Below are 1,427 nucleotides of genomic sequence, written 5' to 3' on the forward strand. Positions count from 1 at the left end.
TTGTAGTTCACTCGATTCACAAAGTAATTTTGCAGACTCAGTTGCTGATGTGCAGCCCAAAGGTGGTTACATTAAAGTAACCGGTCAATCTTACGTAGCAGAAAATAGAGCAAATGTAGGCGCAGATATTCTCAAGTCGTCGCTTTACTTTACATACAATAAAGAAGTAACACCAAATACTGCCCCAGAATCTTCAATTACTATGGACGTGAGTTACTTCCAAAGTTACAAAGAGTACGAAACGGTTAGTTTTTTTGGTAAAACGATAGAATTAGAAGATAGACAAGTACCAAGAGAAAGCTGCAGCGAGCACTGTACTAAGACTCAATATATTAAGTTTCCATTAAGTGACGCTGATATTCAGCAAGCAAGACAAAAGAATTTAGAATTTACGCTTGAAGGCCAAAACTCAGTCATGAGCACGACTTTTATCGTACCAAAGGCGTATATCGACACAATTTATAACGGTGCAAATAATCATACAGCTATCGCGGTTGCTCCAGTCGCGGCTGTTCCAGTAGCAGCAGTAGTTGCTGAAGAGCCAAAAGCATCACAAGCACAAGAGATGGTGAATTACTGGTATGGTGAAGCAACCAAAGAAGAGCAATCTGCAGTAACAGATTGGGCATTCAAGAACCGTAAGAACGCTAACCCAGCATTACTAGAAGGCTCAAAAGAGATCGAAATGGTTTCATACTGGTTCAATAAGCTAGACAGTGAAGAAAAATCTCAAACTATGATTTGGTTGTTAGAACAAGAGTAAGTTTCTAACGTTACACCCTAGCTATGTTTTTCAGCCGCAGTATTGTATAACAGCAGTACTGCGGTTTTTCATTTTAGGCTTACAGGTAAGATTGTGAATATTGGTGAAGTAGCGAAGCGTGTTGGTACAACAGCGAAATCCATTCGTTTTTACGAAAGTAAAGGCATGATGAGCCCACCGCACCGATCAGAAAATGGTTACAGGCAATATGGCGAGATTCATATCGAACAGTTAGAGTTCGTTTTGAGAGCTAAAATGGTTGGTTTCACTCTCGATGAGTGTAAGTCACTGGTTGAGTTGGCAATGAATCCCAACAGACAAAGCTACGAAGTAAAGAAGAAGGCTACTCAGAAGTTAGATGAAATAGAGTTGAAGCTTGCGGAGTTAAACAAGATGAAGGTGCAGCTACAATCTTGGGTACATGACTGCCCTGGAGATACTTCAACGGAATGTCCTATCTTGAATAATCTATCTGGCCGCAGTTAGGTTATTCCAGTTCTAAATAATCGTCAGGCAGCAATTTCATTACTAGCCTGACTTTAATCACCTATCACAGCACCTATCACAGCACCTTTCCGCCGTAATGTTTACAGATCAACAGTGGTACATGAGTGACTGCGTTACCATCTGAACACTTAACGATAGGCCCCATGTTTCCGTTACC

The 1,427-nt window shown here is 40.8% G+C and carries 2 protein-coding genes; both read left to right on the forward strand.

Translation table 11 applies throughout. The features are described 5' to 3' along the window. Positions 1 to 763, forward strand: a 763-nt coding sequence (locus tag AB4512_RS21940; RefSeq protein WP_372175661.1) for a DUF2057 domain-containing protein, incomplete at its 5' end; no start/stop codon positions are given. A 93-nt stretch (positions 764 to 856) separates the two neighbouring features. Continuing rightward, positions 857 to 1,249 carry a Cu(I)-responsive transcriptional regulator gene (gene cueR, locus AB4512_RS21945; RefSeq protein ID WP_017061928.1) on the forward strand — a complete coding sequence of 131 codons (393 nt, stop codon included), beginning with the start codon at positions 857 to 859 and terminating at the stop codon, positions 1,247 to 1,249. The last annotated feature ends 178 nt before the right edge of the window (positions 1,250 to 1,427 follow it).

The sequence above is a fragment of the Vibrio sp. 10N.222.52.B7 genome (assembly GCF_041474275.1).
In the GTDB taxonomy this organism is placed as follows: Bacteria; Pseudomonadota; Gammaproteobacteria; order Enterobacterales; family Vibrionaceae; genus Vibrio; species Vibrio crassostreae_C.